This window comes from Pseudomonas sp. CFBP 13602, assembly GCF_014842725.1.
GTDB classification, from domain to species: domain Bacteria; phylum Pseudomonadota; class Gammaproteobacteria; order Pseudomonadales; family Pseudomonadaceae; genus Aquipseudomonas; species Aquipseudomonas baltica.
The window spans coordinates 1-17,807 of sequence record NZ_JACYVT010000008.1 but is presented as its reverse complement, the minus strand read 5'-3'; the positions used below and the strand labels follow the sequence as shown (position 1 = coordinate 17,807).

Here is a 17,807-nt window from a genome sequence, read left to right as displayed (position 1 = left end):
ATTGCAAAAGTTTGGCTATTACGGAATGTCACAAGGCTGAGTTGACGCAGCCCTTGTGGTCGCGGCGCAAGCTGTGTCCGGCCTCACCGCTTTCAGGCTCACCGTGCGCACCCATGACCCGGCTTGCGCCGCTGCTACAGGGATGGGTGGATCAGTTGCCGGCGCACTTCCGTGGTTTCTTCGCTCCAGTACACCGGTTTGCCTGCGATCAACGCCGCCACGGGCAGCCCGTCGCGGTACAGCACGCGGTTGCCCGGCAGCGCCGGCACACTTTTCTGGATCTGCAGTGGGTCGGCTCCGGGCAGTGGCAGCAGGGTACCGACCAGGTTCAACGGGTCGCTGGCCGTGATCGACACCAGGGTGCCATCGACCGGTCGCTTGCGCACCTCGCGCAGGGCTGGGATAGCCTCGGGCAGTGCGAACTGCTCACCGGACAAACCATCGATGAAACGCCCCCCGCGGATCTGCCCACGTGCCTCCAGGCGCTGCAGCGCGCGCAACAGGTCGCGCCAGCTGGGCAGCCAGTCGGCTTCGCGTTGCAGCAGACGCCAGAACACCACGCCGTAGCGGCGCAGCAGCACCAGCGCGACCTGTTCCACGGCTTCATCGGGCGCGCAACCGGGCGCCTGCAGCAGAGCCCAGCGGCCGGCATCGTCCATGCCACCGATGAACGCGCCACGACCGCGGCGACTGCTGCGCACCTGGCGTTTGCCGGCCGGGGTGATCAGCGCGCGCAGGCCGGCGAAACTGTCGGCATTCACGCGACCCGCGGCGACCAGCTCCTGCAGGGCGTTCTCGGCTTCGGTGCGCAGCAGGCGTGTCTGGTGGACCAAGTCGTCGAAAAACATGGCGCCTTGCGCGGCCAGGGTCTGCTCCAGCTTCTGCGCACGCATGGACAGTTCCTGCGGCTGCACTGCCGCAGCCAGGCTGCGCCACAAAGGCAGGCGCGCGCGCGGCAGCAGCACGATCGGCGTGTTGCGCAGGGTCGCACCCTTGCCACTGCTGGCCAGCCGCGCCCAAACCGTTTTGCCGCTGCGGCTGGCGCGGTCCAGCCACGACGGATCGTATCCGCGCAGTCGAGCCGGCAGCAGGTCGTTTTCCCAGGCGCTGGCCGGCGCGCTGTAGCCTTCGAGCTGGTCGAGCAAGCGGCTCATTGCCGCTTCGCCTTGCAGGCGCGTACCGGGCGCGAGGCACTGCCAGTCGAGGAGGAAGCGCATGAACACTTGCAGGCTGACCGGTTCGATCTCGCGGCGCAGACGCTTCACCGTGTAGCGGTGGATGCGCGCCAGCAGGTGCCGTTCGCACCACTGGGTTTCCTCGATGTGTGCGATAAACCGGCCACGCATGACGTAGCCCTGGTTTTCCAACACAAGCAGGGCTTGTTCGACGAGCGCGGGATGCAGGTTCAGCGGGGCGCCGATTTCACCCAGCCGCTGCGGGCCGAACCCGCTCAAGCGGGCGCGGATCAGTTCCACTGTCGCTTCCTGCTTCGTCCACGTCTGCGCCAAGTGCGCGGGCATCCGCAATGCTGGCGACAGCTCGATACCCCCATAGATGGCCTGCAGGCAGGCCACCCGTTCCAGGGCCAGCCACAGGTGGCTGCCGTCGCCCAGGGTCAGGCGTGCCGCGCGACCTGTACCGGCCAGGGCCTTCAACAGGGGTAGCTCGCTGGCCCCAACCTCGCGTTCGGCCAATGCGCCCAGGCTCATCAACGCCTCGTGCATCTCGTCATTGCTGACAGGGGAGGGCCATGCTTCGGCGGCCACTGCCGCGATGGCATCCTTGTCTAGTTCGCCCATGTCGTCCGCTGTGCGCGGTTCCTCCCAGCGCCGGTTGAGCACCGCCTGGGTACGTCGCTCTTCCAGCGGAGCGTCGTCGAGAAACGCATACGGCCTGGCATTGAGGATCGCTGCCGCCAGTGGCGAAGGGCGGGGCAGATCACGCTGGATGAGGCTGATCTGACCGGTTTCGATGCGCCGCAGCAGGGCCAGCCAGCCCTCGCTGTCCATGGCGTCGTGCAGGCAGTCGTCGAGGGTTTGCGCGACCAGCGGGTGGTCGGGAATCTCCCGTTCGCCGACGATGTTCTCCAGGCAGGCGATCTGGTCGGGGAATACCGTGGCGATCAGGTCCTCGCTTTTCATTCGCTGGAGCTGCGGGGCCACCTTGCGTCCGCCACTGTAACGGGGCAGGGCCAGGGCCGTTGCGGCGTTCCAGCGCCAGCGCACGCCGAACAGCGGAGCGTCGAGCAGCGCCTGGGTCAATATCGATTCGGCACTGTTGCTGTGCAGGTAGTGCCAGACGTCCTCCAAGGCGAAGCTGTGGCTGGTCGACAGCGACAGCACGATGGCATCTTCGCTGGCTGCCGCTTGCAGCTCGAAATTGAACGTGCGACAGAACCGCTTGCGCAAGGCCAGGCCCCAGGCCCGGTTGATGCGGCTGCCGAATGGCGTGTGGATGACCAGCTGCGTGGCACCCGAGGCATCGAAGAAACGCTCCATGATCAGCGTGTCCTGGGACGGCAGCGCGCCAAGCGCCTCGCGCGTACGGGAGAGATAATCGAGCAATTGCCCAGCGCTGTCCTGGGCCAGGTCGAGCGCGTCCTGCAGCCACGGCAGCACGGGCTCGGGTAGCCCGTCACTGAGCGCCAGGCGTTGGTCTATCGAGGCCTGCAGGCGCGCCACGCCCGCTGACAGCTCGGCGCTGCGTCCGGGTATTTCGCCGAGCCAGAAGGGGATGTTCGGCGCCTGACCGTGGGCATCTTCGACCCGTACCTTGCCGCCTTCGATGCGCAGGATGCGGTAGGAGCGATTGCCCAGCTGGAAGATGTCGCCAGCGAGGCTTTCCACGGCAAAATCCTCGTTGACGCTGCCGATGCTCAACGCCTGGGGCTCCAGCAGCACCGCATAGTCGGCGTTGTCGGCTATGGCGCCTCCGCTGGTGACCGCAGTCAACTTGCTGCCGCGCCGGCCGCGCAGGCTCTGGGTGACTGCATCACGGTGCAGATAGGCGGCGCGCACGCCCTGACGCCCGCTGTAACCTTCGGCCAACATGCGCAGCAACGCTTCATAGCGCGTATCGTCCAAGGCCGCATAGGGCGTTGCCTGACGGAACATCTGCAGCAACGCCTGCTCCGGCCATTCCTGGCAGCTGACCTCGGCGATGATCTGCTGGGCCAGTACGTCCAGCGGCGCCTGGGGAATGCGCAGGATGTCCAGTTCGCCGCGCCGCACGCAGTCCAGCAACGCTACGCATTCGATCAGGTCATCCCGAGAAATTGCAAACAGGCGGCCCTTGGGAATACCGCCGACGTGGTGGCCGGAACGGCCCACCCGTTGTAGAAACGCTGAAATGGAGCCGGGCGAGCCGATCTGGCAGACCAGGTCCACGTCACCGATGTCGATGCCCAGCTCCAGCGAGGCCGTGGCGACCAGCACCTGCAGGTCGCCACGCTTGAGCCGTTGTTCGGCATCCAGACGCTGCTCCTTCGCCAGGCTGCCATGGTGGGCCGCCACTTGCTCGCGCCCGAGCCGCTCGCTCAGATGGCGCGCCAGACGCTCGGCCAGGCGCCGGGTATTGACGAACACCAGGGTGGTCCGGTGCGCCTGGGCAAGCTCGGCCAGGCGGTTGTAGACCAACTCCCAGACGTCATTGGGCATGACCGCCGCCAGCGGCACCGCGGGCACTTCGATGGCCAGGTCGCGGGGGCGGGCGTGACCGATGTCGACGATCGAACACATCCGCTGCGCACCGACCAGGAACTGCGCCACCTGAGCGATCGGCTTTTGCGTGGCGGACAGGCCGATACGTCGCAGCGGCTTGCTGCACAGTGCCTGCAGACGCTCCAGGCTCAAGGCCAGATGGCTGCCGCGCTTGCTGCCGGCCACTGCATGGATCTCATCGACGATCACCGTGCCGACATCCGCGAGCATGCGGCGGCCGGAGTCGGATCCGAGCAGCACATAGAGCGATTCGGGCGTGGTAACCAGGATGTGCGGAGGGTGCCGGCGCATGGCGGCCCGCTCTTTCTGCGGCGTATCGCCGGTACGTACCCCGGCGGTGAGGGTCAGCGCGGGCAGGTCCATGCCGGCCAATTGCTCGGCAATACCCTGCAGTGGACGTTGCAGGTTCAGCTGGATGTCGTTGGACAAGGCCTTGAGCGGTGAGACGTACAGCACCAGGGTGCGTCGCGGCAGCTCGCCTCCTTGCGCGAGGCCCAGCTGCACCAACTCGTCGAGAACGGCCAGGAAGGCCGTCAGGGTCTTGCCCGAGCCGGTGGGTGCGGCGATCAGGGTCGAGTGGCCCTGCTGGATCAACGGCCAGGCCTGGGCCTGGGCGGGAGTGACGGCAGCAAATTGCCGGCGGAACCAGGCGCTTACTGCTGGATGGAAGTTGGCCAGTGCCGAATCGTGCTGTGCAGGTAGGTTCATGATCTATTGATGGGGAACGCGCAGCGAAGTTGCAACCGGCAGGGGGTCGCAGGTGCATTGCCGCAACCCACAAAAAAGGGCGACTCGCGTCGCCCTCGATCAAGCCCGTTGCATTCAACCGCGACGGCGCAGCGCTTCGATACGGTCTTCCAGTGGCGGGTGGGTCATGAGCAGGCCGGCCAGGCCATGCTTGAGTCCACCGTTGATGCCGAAGGCGTTCAGCGAGTCTGGCATCTGCACGGGAACGCCCTGCTCGGAGCGCAGGCGCTGCAGCGCACCGATCATCGCGTTGGTGCCGGCCAGCCGGGCACCGGCTTCGTCGGCGCGGAACTCACGGCGGCGCGAGAACCACATGACGATGACGCTGGCCAGGATACCCAGCACCAGTTCGGCGACGATGGTCGCGATGTAGTAGGCGATGCCCTGGCCTTGCTCGTTCTTGAAGATCACCTTGTCGACGAAGTTGCCGATGATTCGTGCGAAGAACATCACGAAGGTGTTCACCACGCCCTGCACCAGCGCCAGGGTGACCATGTCGCCGTTGGCCACGTGGCCGATCTCGTGGGCCAGCACCGCCTTGACTTCGTCGGGGGAGAAACGCTCGAGCAGGCCCTGGCTGACGGCCACCAGGGCGTCGTTCTTGTTCCAGCCGGTGGCGAAGGCGTTGGCCTCGTAGGCCGGGAAGATGCCGACTTCGGGCATCTTGATGCCTGCCTCGCGCGACAGCTCCTCGACGGTCTGCAGCAGCCATTGTTCGTGACGGGTGCGCGGTTGGGTGATGATCTGCGTGCCGGTGCTCATCTTCGCCATCCACTTGGAGATGAACAGCGAGAACAGCGAACCGGCGAAGCCGAACACGGCGCAGAAGATCAGCAGCTGATTGAGGTTCAGATCCACCCCGTTGGCCGCCATGAACCCATTGAAGCCAAACAGGCTCAGGGTAATGCTGGCAATCAGCACAACCGCAAGGTTAGTGGCCAGAAACAGCAAGATGCGCATCATGGTTGTAACGTTCTCCTGACGGATAGAAGTGTTGCGTATGCGCTATATAAGGCCCGAGCCCGGTCGATTCAACCGGGGGACTATTTCAAACTGTGTATATGCGCACGGACACTTGAATACGTTCGGTTTTTACTGGCGATAATTCTTCAGGAAGCGGCCGATGCGACCGATGGCCTGCTCGAGGTCGTCGACCCGCGGCAGCGTTACTACCCGGAAATGGTCCGGGTTGGGCCAGTTGAACGCCGTGCCCTGGACCACCAGCAGCTTTTCCGACAACAGCAGGTCGAGCACGAACTTCTCGTCGTTGAGGATCGGGCAGACCTTGGGATCGATGCGCGGGAAGGCGTAAAGCGCACCCATGGGCTTGACGCAGCTGACGCCGGGAATGTCGTTGAGCAGCTCCCAGGTGCGGTTGCGCTGTTCCAGCAGGCGACCGTTGGGCAGGACCAGGTCGTTGATGCTCTGGTAGCCGCCCAGCGCGGTCTGGATCGCGTGCTGGCTCGGCACGTTGGCGCACAGGCGCATGTTGGCGAGGATGTCGATGCCTTCGATGTAGCTCTGGGCGTTGTGCTTGGGCCCCGAAATGGCGATCCAGCCGGAACGGAAACCGGCTACGCGGTAGGATTTGGACAGGCCGTTGAAGGTCAGGCACAACAGGTCCGGGGCCAGCGAGGCGGTGCAGATGTGTACGGCATCGTCGTAGAGGATCTTGTCGTAGATCTCGTCGGAAAACACCACGAGGTTGTGCTGGCGAGCGATTTCCAGCATGCCCAGCAGCACTTCCCTGGAATACACGGCGCCGGTGGGGTTGTTCGGATTGATGATCACCATGGCCTTGGTGTTGGGGGTGATCTTGGCTTTGATGTCGTCCAGGTCTGGCCACCAGTTGGCCTGTTCGTCGCAGAGGTAGTGCACGGCATGGCCACCGGCCAGGCTGACCGAGGCTGTCCACAGCGGGTAGTCGGGCGCCGGGATCAGCACTTCGTCGCCATTGTTGAGCAGGGCCTGCAGCGACATGACGATCAGCTCGGAGACGCCGTTGCCCAGGTAGATGTCCTCGATGCCGACCCCTTCCACCTGCTTCTGCTGGTAGTACTGCATGACCGCCTTGCGCGCACTGAACAGGCCCTTGGAGTCGCTGTAGCCCTGGGCGGTGGGCAGGTTGCGGATGACATCCTGAAGAATTTCCACGGGTGCCTCGAAACCGAACGGCGCCGGGTTGCCGATGTTCAGCTTGAGGATGCGGTGGCCTTCCTCTTCCAGGCGCTTGGCGTGCTTGAGCACCGGCCCGCGGATGTCATAGCAGACGTTGGCGAGCTTGTTCGATTTGCTGAACTGCATGGTGAGGTCCCGAAAGATGGCAAGGCCCGCGCCGGCCCTGATGATGAAAAAAACGATTCGCTGCAACGCGGGTGACAGATTGCTGTCCAAAGGCGCAATCATACGTGCCGCCTGATCGTTGCAAAAGACACAGATCGGGCTTTTTGAACTGCCGAGGTGTACCGATGGGCAAGCTCACGCGAAGCGAAGAAGAATGGAAGAACATGCTCGATCCCGAGCAGTACAATGTCTGTCGCCTGAGCGCGACCGAGCGGCCTTTCACGGGCAAGTACAACGACTTCAAGGGTGACGGCATCTTCACTTGCGTCGGCTGCGAAGAGCCGTTGTTCGACTCGCGCAGCAAATTCGATTCCGGCTGCGGCTGGCCGAGTTTCTCCGCACCGATCGGCGAGCAGGCGATGGTCGAGATCCGCGATACCACCCACGGCATGGTCCGTACCGAGGTCAAATGCGCCACGTGCGACTCGCACCTGGGTCACGTGTTTCCCGATGGCCCGGCCCCGACCGGCCTGCGCTACTGCATCAACTCGGTGTGCCTGGACTTCCAGCCGCGGGCCGACCAGCCGGCATGACCTCTGACAAGAAAGCGACCATGAGCAAAGATCTTCTTTCCATCCCGTGCATCACCCTGGACGGCCAGCACAAGACCATCGGCGATTTCGCCGGCAAGGTCCTGCTGGTGGTCAATACGGCCAGCCAGTGTGGCTTTACGCCACAGTACAAGGGGTTGGAGGAGCTGTGGCAGACGTATCGCAAGCAGGGCCTGGTGGTGCTGGGGTTTCCCTGCAATCAGTTCGGCAATCAGGAGCCCGGCGATACCCTGGATATCGTGCAGTTCTGTGAAAAGAACTTCGGCGTGAGCTTCCCGATGTTTCGCAAGATCGATGTCAATGGCGACCTGACCCATCCGCTGTTCGTGCAGCTCAAAAAACGCGCGCCGGGGCTGTTCGGGTCGGAGAAGGTGAAATGGAATTTCACCAAGTTCCTGGTGGCGCCCGACGGCAGCGTCAAGCGCTTCGCGCCATTGACCAAACCCGCCGCGCTGGCCCACGAGATCGAAATGGCGCTGCGCTGAATCTGGAAATAGCGCTGCGCTGAACCTGGTTGCTATTCAGGTACCCACTGGTCGATCAGCATGACCAGTTCCTCTCGGCGGAACGGCTTGGCCAGATAGTCGCTCATGCCCGCCGCGCGGCAGCGCTCGCGTTCTTCGGGCATGGCATTGGCCGTCAGCGCCACGATCGGCAGCTGCGGCCAGCGCCCGCTTCGACGAATCTGCCGGCTTGCTTCGTAGCCATCCATGACCGGCATGTTGCAGTCCATCAGCACCAGGTCGAACTCGTGCTTCTCCAGCTCGCTGAGTGCCTCGCCGCCGTGCGCGGCCACGGTGACCTCGCACCCCAGCTTGCTCAGCATGCCTTTGGCCACCAGCTGATTCACCGGGTTGTCCTCCACCAGCAGGATGCGTGCCCGCCGTTGCGCGCTGCGCCGGTTGGCCAAGTGGTCGAGCGCGGTGGGTTCGTCACCCACCAGGCTGCGGCGCAACGCCTGATACAGCGCATTGCGTGCCAGCGGCCGGGCTTGCTGCTGCAACGGCATCAGCGCGTTGGCCTGCTCGGTGGGCAGGAAGTTGCCGTAGGCGGTCACCAGCAGAATCGGTGCCTGGATGCCGGGACGCAGGCCGAACAGGCAGTCCAGGCTGTCGGTGACGACCAGGTCTGGAGTGATATTGGTAAGGTCCGCGCCCAGGTCGTAGCGCTGGTAATCGATGCCCCATAGCGGCAGCAGATCGTGCAACAGTTCTGCCAGGCCGCTGCCGGCGTGCCCGACCAGCAACACCTGGCCACGCAGCAACGGCGGAACGTAGGCCGGACTGTGCGCCATGAGCGGCAGGTCGGCATAGAACTGGCTGCCGAAACCGGCCTCCGAGCTGATGCTCAGGCGTCCCTGCATGGCCTCGCAAAGGTTGTTGGTCAGGGCCAGGCCCAGGCCCGTGCCGCCGAACTGCCGGGTGATGCCGGCGCCGGCCTGGGTGAAGGGCTGGAAGATCTTGACCTGCGCTTCCTGGGCGATACCGATCCCGGTGTCGCTGACTTCGATGCGCACGCCACCCGGACGGGTATAGAGGCGCACGTCGACGCGGCCGAAGCGTGTGAATTTCAATGCGTTGGACAACAGGTTGCTGACGATCTGCCGCACCCGGGTGGGGTCGCCCAGGACCAGGGCGGGAAAGTGCGGATCGATCAGGCAGGTCAGCTCGACGCTGGGCGCCGCGTTCTGCGACAGCAGGTTGGCGGTGTCTTCGATCAGGGCGCCGAGGTCGAAGGGGATGCGCTCCAGCTCCAACTGGCCGGCGTCGAACTTGGACAGGTCGAGGATATCGTTGAGCAACTCGACCAGCACCTTGCCCGAGTCGTGCGCGATGGACAGCTGCTGACGCTGCTCGGCGTTGAGCGGGCTGTCCAGCGACAGAGCAATCATGCCCAGCAGGCCGTTGAGCGGGGTACGAATCTCATGACTCATGTTGGCCAGGAAGGAGGCGCGCGCCTGGGCCATGTCCAGGGCCGTGCGACGAGCCTTTTCCAGCTCTTCGTTGGACATGCTCAGTCGGGTGTTGCTGGCCTTGAGCTCGGTGGTCCGCGCCGACACGATGTTTTCCAGCTCACCCAGGTACTCGGTCAAGCGATTCTCGGCGCTGCGCCGCTGCTGGATCTCCGTGGCCATGCTGATGAACTGCTGGTTGGCGACCTTCACCAGCACGCCGATCTCGTCGTGCTCGTGGCCGGGCGGGTAGTCCAGGCGTGCCGGCTTGGGCTGATGCGGATCGCTGCTGCTCAAGGCTCGGATCACCCGGTTGAGGGGCTTGGTCAGCATCAGGTAGAAAAAGCCAAGCAGCATGCCGGTGAGCAGCGCCGTGCGCAGGAAGCCGCTGGCCAGGGTGATTTCAGCGCGGCGCAGGAAACGGTTGCCGATGGCGAAGGTGTCGACGCTCAGTTGCAGGGTGCCCAGGCGGTCGTTGGGCATGTGCGACAGAAACAGGGGGTCTTCGTACTGGCGCTGGGCGTCGAAGAGTATGTCGCTGAGGAAGCGGTAGCTGCTTTCCAGGCGCGGTCGTTGCACGCTGGCCAGCACATTGCCGTTGTTGTCCGTCAGCCGCGCGCCGGTGATCGACTCCGACTGCAGCAGGCCCAGGGTGAGTTCCTTGGCGAGTTCGGCATCGATGTTGTAGGCGATGCGCGAAGCCGGGTTGTGACTGATTTCGAGCAGCGAGCGCATCTGCCGATCGATGGCTTCGTTGACATTGGAATAATCGATGCCGATCTGGATAACACTGAGCAAAGCCCCCAGAATGAAGCCGACCAGTACCGTCAGGCGTGCTTGTTTATAGGACAGCCGCTGGGTGAATTTTATATCCATGGGTACTGGGCCAATTTCCATTCCGTGCGCAGGGCCAAAGCATGGACCATGTGTGTGCGCCGCAGCGTGCGACGGCATGTCCGCCTTGCCGAACCTTTTACACGCAACTTGCCTTGAGGAAAAGTCGTGGACTCTCGTTTGAATGCCTTTCTTGAGCGCGCCGAATCCGTGCTGGCGCGGCTCGAGCCGTTGCTGCCCGCGCTTCGCGGCGAAATCGACTGGAATCATTGCCTGGCCGCGCGCTGGCAGCGCGAAGGCCGCAGCGGCTACCTGTTGCCGCTGGAGGTCAGCCTGAACATGCGTCTGAGCGACCTCATCGGTGTCGACCAGCAGCGCCAGCAGCTGGCGCGCAACACCCAGCAGTTCCTTGATGGCCACCCAGCCAACCATGCGTTGCTGTGGGGATCGCGCGGTACCGGCAAGTCATCGCTGGTGCGAGCGCTGCTTGCCGAACATGCGGGCGCAGGGCTGCGCCTGATCGAAATCGAGCGCGATCATCTGGCCGACCTGCCGCGGGTGGTCGAGCAGTTGCAGAAACTGCCGCAGCGTTTCGTGCTGTTTTGCGACGACCTTTCGTTCGAAGCGGGCGAGGGCGACTACCGGGTGCTCAAGAGCGTGCTCGACGGCTCCCTCGAGCAGGCGCCTGACAATGTGCTGCTGTATGCAACCTCCAACCGTCGCCATCTGGTCCCCGAGCATCAGAGCGACAACGAGAACTGGTCCCGGGTCGACGGCGAGTTGCACCCCAGCGAAGCGGTCGAAGACAAGATCGCCCTGTCCGACCGGTTTGGCCTGTGGCTGTCGTTCTATCCGTTCACCCAGGAGCACTTCCTGCGTGTGGTGGAGCACTGGATCGGCGAACTCGCTCGCGACAGCGGCCTGCAATGGTCGCGTGACGAGCAACTGGATATCCTTGCCGTGCGCTGGGCGACCGGACGGGGTAACCGCAACGGCCGCTGCGCCTATCAATTCGCCCGTTACTGGGTAGGCCTCAAACTGCTGGAGCAACAAGCATGATCGATTTGCACGCCGCAGGCGCGGGGCTGGAAGGCTACCGCATGCTGTGCGCTCAACTGCAATCGCTGTTGGCCGACGAGCGTGATTTCGTCGCCAATGCGGCGCAATTCTCGGCGTTTCTGTTCAACCAGGTCGACGACCTGAACTGGGCGGGCTTCTACCTCAACCGCAACGAGGAGCTGGTACTGGGGCCCTTCCAGGGGCAGGTGGCCTGCGTGCGCATTGCGTTTGGCCGTGGCGTCTGCGGGGCCGCTGCGGCGACCCGGCAGACCCAGCGGGTCGAGGACGTGCATGCGTTCCCCGGGCACATCGCCTGCGACAGCGCATCGAACAGCGAACTGGTGATTCCGCTGGTCAAGGACGGCGTGCTGATCGGCGTACTGGATCTGGACAGCCCACGTACTGCCCGCTTCAGCGAAGCGGACCAGCAGGGCCTGGAACAGCTGGCGGCGATCTTCCTCGAAGCGACCGATTGCAGCCGCTACTGAAGCGCCAGCCTGTTCAGTCGTAGTTGGTCTTCTTCTGGAACGGGTCTTCCTTCTCGTCGGCCTTCAAGCCGTCGGTGAGTTCGTTGACTTCGTTCCCGGTCGGCTCCATCTGGCTGAGCACCATGGCATTGGTGCGCTTGAGCATCTTCTGCAAGTACTCCAGCTGCTCTTGGTAGAGCGCAGCGTCGGGTTGGCCCTTGAGGTATTGTACACCCCGCTCGAATGCCAGCCGCGCGCGGCCCGGCTGGCCCTCTCCCAGCAGTTGTTGGCCCAGGTTGTTGAAGAACTCGATGTGCAGCAGGACCAGAATGCTGCGGATCTCGCGGCCCCAGTGCTTGGTTTCGGCCGCGTTCAGAAAGCCCTCCTGAGCGGCACGCGTTACCTGCGCATGCAAAGCTTCGAGCAGAAAGCGCACTTCCTTGGCCTGGTCTTCGGTCAGGATCGGGAAGGGCGGATTGCCGATTGCAATGTCATCGCCCTTGGCGATCTCACCTTGCAGCTCTTCAAGGCGCGTCTTGAGCGGCGCGTTCTGCCTGTCGAGCAGCAGCAGGCGCTGGCTGATGTTCAGCTCCAGCCGGGTAAGCAGTTGCTTTAGGGCAGGGGTCATCAGCTGGCCGGGGAACGTCTCGCCGATGCGCCCGCAGCGGCGCAGGCGGTCGGTGAGCTCGAGCTTGTCGCGCGCCTTGGCCAGCTTGTTGCTCTCGACCATATTATTGAGCAGGCCGATGACGATAAGGATGGCGATCCCCGTTACGATGAACAGGGTGATCATGAGTGGAGTCACCGGGGAGCTCTCGAGGTTGAGTGAGGTTGAAGTGTAGGGCCGGTCTGCCGACACCGATAGCACAACACGCTGCAACGCATTTATAGAGGTACCAGCGCTGCCTGTCGCAACTATGGCTTTGTGCTATTACTGCTGTCAAAAGCTTATTCATCTCCACGTGTCTCGCTGCTTCATCAGCACGCCCGGCTGGCCCGCAAAGCACGGTGAAGTCATTGATTTAAATAAATTTATAACAGGGGGTTGACGACCCTCGAAAGCATCCATAGAATGCGCGCCACTTGCAGCGTAAAGCACACAGCGAAGCGCGGTAGGGAGTGAAGTTGTAGCGTGTCCCCTTCGTCTAGTGGCCTAGGACACCGCCCTTTCACGGCGGTAACAGGGGTTCGAGTCCCCTAGGGGACGCCATTGCGGGAATAGCTCAGTTGGTAGAGCACGACCTTGCCAAGGTCGGGGTCGCGAGTTCGAGTCTCGTTTCCCGCTCCAGTTTAAGCAGTGTGGCCTTCGGGCGGCACTGAGTGAAACCAGCACCCAGTCTTCGGACTTGGGTCTGGGCGCCGGAATACACACCATGTGTTTCGGTCAGCGTGTCCCCTTCGTCTAGTGGCCTAGGACACCGCCCTTTCACGGCGGTAACAGGGGTTCGAGTCCCCTAGGGGACGCCATTTGCGGGAATAGCTCAGTTGGTAGAGCACGACCTTGCCAAGGTCGGGGTCGCGAGTTCGAGTCTCGTTTCCCGCTCCAAATTCAATGAAAACGCCGCTCAGAGATGAGCGGCGTTTTTGTTCGTGCGTGATTTATGAGTCATGCACCGTGGCGTGCCTTTCGCGGCCGATGACCGCTCCTGCGCAGTAGCGAGCCGACCGTAGGAGCGGTCAGCGGCCGCGAAGGGTTCACTGCGGGCTGTCGGGCTGAACCCGGCGCCGATGGGGAATGTCGTCGTCGGCAATCAATACCCGTTCCATTGCCCGCGGGAAATCACCGTAGTTGTACACCGGGTAATGCAATGCCCCACGGTTGTCCCAGAACGCTACATCTCCGGCTTGCCACTTGAAACGCACCTGGTACTCCGGGTTGCTCACTTCCTTGAGCAACAGGCCGACGATCTCGCGGCTTTCTTCCAGTGACAGACCCAGAATTTGCGGTGACATCGAAAAGTTGATGAACAACGCATCTTCGCCCGTCTCCGGATGCGTACGCACCAGCGGGTGCGCGAGGATCGGGTAGTTGTAGCCGACCTTGTCCAGCGCGGGTTTGAAGTTGTGGGTGACGAAGGCATTGTCGATGCGCTCGCGCAGGGCCGCCGGCAGGCTGCGGTACACCAGCCCGGTGTCGGCCCAGAGCGTGTCGCCGCCGGTTTCGGGCAGCGACACCGCGCGTAGCACGGCGCCGAAGGTGGGTTTGAGCATCCAACTGGTATCGGTATGCCAGCGGCCCTTGCGGGCGTCGCCGTAACGGTCGCGGGCTTCACTTCCCAGAATCAGGTGGGCGTTGGGACGCTCGTGGTCCTGCTTCTGGGTGGTCGGATGCTGGTACAGCTCGCCGAACTGACGGGCGAACGCCAGTTGCTGGGCGGTATCGATGTGCTGGTCACGGAAGAACAACACTTTGTGCTTGAGCAGCAAGGCACGTATTTCATCACGGGCGTGCACGTCGAGTGGGCGTCGCAGATCCACGCCCTCGATCTGCGCGCCGATGGTCGGCTCCAGCGCAGTGGCGCGGATCGCCGTGCCAGGGCGCGGTATTTTTTCGGCAAACATGGCAGATGTCCTTTGCAATCGAGTGCCGGAGCCCACGGCCACGGCGGGTGGGGGAAGGGAATTCAGGCCACTTCTTCGTTGCGGCGCGCGGTTGCGTTGCGATTGGTCGGCACCTCGAGGCCGAGGCTGTCGCGCAGGGTCAGGCCGGGGTACTCGGTGCGCAACAGGCCGCGTTGCTGAAGGATCGGCACCACGTAGCGGGTGAAGTATTCAAGGCCGTTGGGCAACAGCGAGTTGATGATGAAGCCATCGGCGGCGTGACCCTCGAACCAGGCTTGCACCGCGTCGGCGACTTCTTCTGGCAGGCCGACGAAATCCCGGTCGGGCTTGGCGAAGCGCAGCGCCACTTGGCGCAAGGTCAGGTTCTCTTCACGGGCCACGTGCTTGATACGCTCGGACGTACCTTTGTGGCTATTGGCGCCCAGGTCGCCCAGATCGGGGAAGGCCGCGTCCAGGTCATGCCCGTTGAAGTTGTAGTCGTTGAACGGGCGGCCGAGGGCGACGATGGCGTCTTCGATGCCCACCAGGTCTGCAGCTTCCTGATAGCGGCGCTCGACCTCGTCGCGGTCCCGCCCCACGATCGGGCTGATGCCGGGCAGGATGAACAGTTTGTCCGGGTTGCGACCGGCCTTCGCAGCACGTTGCTTGAGGTCTTGGTAATAGGCGTGCGACTCGGTGAACGACTCGTGCCGGCAGAAGATCGCATCGGCGTTCTGCGCCGCGAATGTACGGCCGTCTTCGGAAACGCCGGCCTGGAAGATCACCGGTTGACCCTGGCGCGAGCGGGCGATGTTCAGGGGTCCCTTGACCTGGAAGAATTCGCCCTGATGGTTCAGTGCGTGCAGCTTGCTGCGGTCGAAAAACTCGCCGGTGGCCTTGTTGCGGGTAAAGGCGTCGTCTTCCCAGGAATCCCACAGCCCCTTGACCACATCCACGTGCTCCCGGGCGATGCGGTAGCGAACGGCATGGGGCGGGTGCTCGGCCTTGCTGAAGTTGTCGGCGGTGCCGGACAGCCAGGAGGTGACCACGTTCCAGCCGGCGCGCCCGCCACTGATGTGGTCGAGCGAAGCCAATTGCCGCGCCACCTGGTAGGGCTCGGTGTAGCTGACCGTGATGGTAGCCACCAGGCCGATGTGCTCGGTAGTGGCGGCCAGCGCCGAGAGCAGGGTGAGCGGCTCGAAGCGATTGAGGTAGTGCGGGCTCGAGCGTTCGTGAATGTGCAGGCTGTCGGCGATGAAGGCGAAGTCGAAGCGCGCCTCTTCGGCCAGCCGCGCCTGCTGTTGGTAGTAGCGCAGGTTGGTGCTGGCGTCGGCCAACGCCTGCGGATGGCGCCACTCGCCCCAGCCGTGCCCCACACCGTGGATCATGGCGCCCAGTTTCAGTTGTCGTGTGCTCATGGAAATCTCCTGTTATGGCGCGCTGGCCAGTGGGGTTTGGGTGGGTCCACGGTAGGCGTTGAAATGCTTGTCGAAACCTTGGGCAACCTTGACCGGCTGGGCCAGCACGCCTTCCTCCAGATAGATGTCGGCGGTTTGCTGCAGGTCGGCGATCACCGCGTCGGTGATCTCGGCGCGGGTGTAGCGGGTCTCGTTGACCGAGGCCAGGTGCACCGCCAGGGGCAGGCGGGTGACCTGGGCCTGGGCTGCGGCGAACTCGTCGTGGTGAGTGTTGGCCCATTGGTAGGCACGCTCCAGGCGCACGACGAAGTCCTCGACCTGCGCGCGCTTGGTTTCAGTGGCTTGCTGGGTGGCGACCAGGTAGGTGTTGTTGGTCAGCAGGTCGGTGCCCTTGCGCAGGATGCGGGCGTTTCCTTGGTTCAGCGCAATGGTGGTGTAGGGGTCCCAGGTCGACCAGGCGTCGGCGTCGCCGGACTGCAGGGCGCCTTGGGCATCGCTGGGCAGCAGGTTGACGAAGGTGATGTCGGACGTCTTCAGGCCCGCGTCACGCAAGGCCTTGATCACCAGGAAGTGGCCGATGGAACCGCGATTGGTGACGACCCGCTTGCCCTTGAGGTCGGCGACCGACTGCAGCGGCGAGTCCTTGGGCACCAGGATGGACGTGGTATAGCGGCCTTCGAAATGGGTAATGCTGACGGCCTTGAGCGGCGCGCCGGAACCCAGCGCGAAGACATAGGGCGCATCGCCCAGATAACCCACGTCCACCGCGCCGGCGTTCAACGCTTCGCCCAGCGGCGCGGCGGCTGCGAATTCCGAGAACTCGATGGGGTAGGGAACGTTCTTGAGTTCACCGGCGGCGGTGAGCAGCAGCTTCAGGGTGGACTTCTGATTGGCAACGCGCAATGGTTCGAGCTTGTCGGCCCAGGCCAGGGGGCCGGTGGCCAACAGCCCGACGGCCAGGACGAAAGTAAGGACACGGGAACGGGTCATGGACAGCGACTCCTGAAGAGGGATTGAGTTACCTCCACCAGGCGAGGGGTCGGTCTGCATTCAAGCTAAAGCTCTAACGAGGCGCTGTGAAATGACATTTAGTTCTAAGTTAATTATTCTTTTTATGAATTCTTAGGTGATAGCAATATGCGTAGCTAGCATATTTTTGTATGGGTCTGTCTCGTAGGAGCGGTCCGTGGCCGCGAAGGGGCGCTCCGGTCGTTCAGGCGTACCGCGGTGCTTTCTTCGCGGCCGATGACCGCTCCTACGGGGATTGCGCGGAGTATTGTAGGAGCGGTCCGTGGCCGCGAAGGGGCGCTGGGATGACGTGGCTCAGGCCAGGACGCGTTGGCGCTTGCCGGGGACAGCATCCAGCAGGGCCTGGGTGTAGGCATTCCCCGGATGGTTGAACAGCTGCGCAGTGGGGCCGTGGTCGACGATGCGGCCCTGGCGCATGACCAGCACCTCATCGGCGACGTTGGCGATCACCGCCAGGTCATGGGAGACGATGACGTAGGCGATGCCCAGCTCGCGTTGCAGCTCGTCGAGCAGATCCAGGATCTGCCGCTGCACCGAAACGTCCAGGGCCGACACCGGCTCGTCCAGCAGCAGAAGGTCGGGCTGCAGTGCCAGGGCCCGGGCGATGGCCACACGCTGGCGCTGGCCGCCGGACAGCTCCCTGGGCAAGCGGTCGAGGAAGTGGGCCGGCAGATGCACCCGTTCGATCAATTCACGCGCAGCCCGATCGAGCTCCGCCCCTCGGGCCAGGCCGAACGAGACGAGAGGTTCGACGATGCTGTCGAAGATCGACAGGCGCGGGTCCAGCGCTGCGAACGGGTTCTGCTGCACCAGTTGCATGCGCCGACGCAGCGGCCGGAATTGTCGCCAGCCGAAATCGGTCACGTCCTGCTCGGCAAACTCGATGCGGCCGCTGTCGGCTTTCTCCAGCCTCAGGGCAATGCGCAACGCCGTGCTTTTGCCCGACCCGGATTCGCCGACGATGCCCAGGGTCTGCCCGGCGCAGACCTTGAAGCTGACATCGGCCAGCGCCTGGAAGCGGTCGGCCTGGCCACGGACCCGTGGCAGCCGGTAATGCTTGTTCACCGCAGTCAGCGCCAGCAGCGGCGGTTGCCCTGGCGCAGCCGCAGCGCGCGGTGCGCGGGGCTCGGCGAAGGCCGGCGCGGCGG

Annotated in this window: 13 protein-coding genes and 4 tRNA genes; 8 read left to right on the top strand and 9 right to left on the bottom strand. The window is 63.7% G+C overall.

Annotation, left to right across the window (positions count from 1 at the left end; genetic code table 11):
- Positions 1 to 134 precede the first annotated feature (134 nt).
- The 3 genes from IFU31_RS17045 to IFU31_RS17035 all read right to left on the bottom strand — a co-directional run bounded on the left by IFU31_RS17045 (position 135) and on the right by IFU31_RS17035 (position 6,770).
- A complete protein-coding gene (locus tag IFU31_RS17045; protein ID WP_192103902.1) occupies positions 135 to 4,427 on the bottom strand; it encodes a DEAD/DEAH box helicase in 4,293 nt (1,430 codons plus the stop codon).
- Between the two features lie 114 nt (positions 4,428 to 4,541).
- Entirely contained in the window at positions 4,542 to 5,429 is an 888-nt protein-coding gene (htpX, locus tag IFU31_RS17040) for a protease HtpX (RefSeq protein ID WP_043187206.1), read from the bottom strand.
- A 129-nt stretch (positions 5,430 to 5,558) separates the two neighbouring features.
- Entirely contained in the window at positions 5,559 to 6,770 is a 1,212-nt protein-coding gene (locus IFU31_RS17035; protein WP_122479716.1) for a pyridoxal phosphate-dependent aminotransferase, read from the bottom strand.
- Between the two features lie 164 nt (positions 6,771 to 6,934).
- Here IFU31_RS17035 and msrB point away from each other — a divergent pair, with 164 nt between their 5' ends.
- Together msrB and IFU31_RS17025 are read left to right on the top strand one after the other, a co-directional pair.
- Positions 6,935 to 7,342 carry a peptide-methionine (R)-S-oxide reductase MsrB gene (gene msrB, locus IFU31_RS17030; protein WP_192103901.1) on the top strand — a complete coding sequence of 136 codons (408 nt, stop codon included), beginning with the start codon at positions 6,935 to 6,937 and terminating at the stop codon, positions 7,340 to 7,342.
- 20 nt (positions 7,343 to 7,362) lie between these two features.
- Positions 7,363 to 7,845 carry a glutathione peroxidase gene (locus IFU31_RS17025; protein ID WP_122479300.1) on the top strand — a complete coding sequence of 161 codons (483 nt, stop codon included), beginning with the start codon at positions 7,363 to 7,365 and terminating at the stop codon, positions 7,843 to 7,845.
- A gap of 32 nt (positions 7,846 to 7,877) precedes the next feature.
- Here the strand turns inward: IFU31_RS17025 and IFU31_RS17020 are convergent, their stop codons facing one another.
- Complete coding sequence (locus IFU31_RS17020; RefSeq protein WP_192053733.1) at positions 7,878 to 10,187, bottom strand: response regulator; 2,310 nt, start codon at positions 10,185 to 10,187, stop codon at positions 7,878 to 7,880.
- A gap of 126 nt (positions 10,188 to 10,313) precedes the next feature.
- On the opposite strand from IFU31_RS17020, the gene IFU31_RS17015 reads away from it, so the two are divergent.
- Positions 10,314 to 11,204 (top strand): DUF815 domain-containing protein, encoded by an 891-nt coding sequence (locus IFU31_RS17015; RefSeq protein WP_192103899.1) that lies wholly within the window; start codon positions 10,314 to 10,316, stop codon positions 11,202 to 11,204.
- Entirely contained in the window at positions 11,201 to 11,692 is a 492-nt protein-coding gene (locus tag IFU31_RS17010; protein ID WP_122479297.1) for a GAF domain-containing protein, read from the top strand. Before IFU31_RS17015 ends, IFU31_RS17010 begins: the two co-directional genes overlap by 4 nt.
- A gap of 13 nt (positions 11,693 to 11,705) precedes the next feature.
- Here IFU31_RS17010 and IFU31_RS17005 read toward each other — a convergent pair whose 3' ends face one another.
- Entirely contained in the window at positions 11,706 to 12,476 is a 771-nt protein-coding gene (locus IFU31_RS17005) for a hypothetical protein (RefSeq protein WP_192103897.1), read from the bottom strand.
- A 329-nt stretch (positions 12,477 to 12,805) separates the two neighbouring features.
- Here IFU31_RS17005 and IFU31_RS17000 point away from each other — a divergent pair.
- From IFU31_RS17000 to IFU31_RS16985, 4 genes are all read left to right on the top strand, one after another.
- A tRNA-Glu gene (locus IFU31_RS17000) sits at positions 12,806 to 12,881 on the top strand.
- A 2-nt stretch (positions 12,882 to 12,883) separates the two neighbouring features.
- Positions 12,884 to 12,959 (top strand) — tRNA-Gly (locus IFU31_RS16995).
- 103 nt (positions 12,960 to 13,062) lie between these two features.
- Positions 13,063 to 13,138: transfer RNA gene (locus tag IFU31_RS16990), tRNA-Glu, on the top strand.
- Between the two features lie 3 nt (positions 13,139 to 13,141).
- A tRNA-Gly gene (locus tag IFU31_RS16985) sits at positions 13,142 to 13,217 on the top strand.
- A gap of 149 nt (positions 13,218 to 13,366) precedes the next feature.
- On the opposite strand, the gene IFU31_RS16980 is transcribed toward IFU31_RS16985, so the two are convergent.
- From IFU31_RS16980 to IFU31_RS16965, 4 genes are all read right to left on the bottom strand, one after another.
- Positions 13,367 to 14,233 carry a TauD/TfdA dioxygenase family protein gene (locus tag IFU31_RS16980; RefSeq protein ID WP_192057580.1) on the bottom strand — a complete coding sequence of 289 codons (867 nt, stop codon included), beginning with the start codon at positions 14,231 to 14,233 and terminating at the stop codon, positions 13,367 to 13,369.
- Between the two features lie 62 nt (positions 14,234 to 14,295).
- A complete protein-coding gene (locus IFU31_RS16975) occupies positions 14,296 to 15,630 on the bottom strand; it encodes an LLM class flavin-dependent oxidoreductase (protein ID WP_192053742.1) in 1,335 nt (444 codons plus the stop codon).
- 12 nt (positions 15,631 to 15,642) lie between these two features.
- Positions 15,643 to 16,620, bottom strand: a complete 978-nt coding sequence (locus IFU31_RS16970) for an ABC transporter substrate-binding protein (protein WP_192103895.1) — start codon at positions 16,618 to 16,620, stop codon at positions 15,643 to 15,645.
- Positions 16,621 to 16,953: 333 nt separating this feature from the next.
- Positions 16,954 to 17,807 (bottom strand): ABC transporter ATP-binding protein (locus IFU31_RS16965; RefSeq protein WP_192103893.1); only part of this gene is annotated, 854 nt, incomplete at its 5' end.